Consider the following 317-nt stretch of genomic DNA (forward strand, 5'->3'; position numbering starts at 1 on the left):
TACCTTGGTCAAAAACTTCATTGGATGACATTGCAAGCATAGTAGCAGAAAACGAGGGTGAGGACTTCTATCAATTTTGCGGGATTTTCCATACACTTGGTGGGAAAGCAGATTGGCAAGTACCAATCCGATTGAATCTTGAACAACATGGGGCTTCGTTGAACTATGAATTGTGGATTGGTTGCTCAGATGAAAATTGGGTAAACATATCAGATTCAAAACGCTGGAAATCCTTATATTTTATTTATCACGAAGAACAAATGGAATCTTGGCAATGGCAGTACCACGTTATAGGCTCATTTGAAAAACATGAAAGA

The 317-nt window shown here is 38.5% G+C and carries 1 protein-coding gene; it reads left to right on the forward strand.

Annotation, left to right across the window (positions count from 1 at the left end):
* On the forward strand, window positions 1–317 hold a 317-nt coding region (locus ACYQ11_RS22200; protein WP_459926022.1), incomplete at both ends, for a hypothetical protein.

Source organism: Desulfatiferula olefinivorans, from assembly GCF_054657895.1.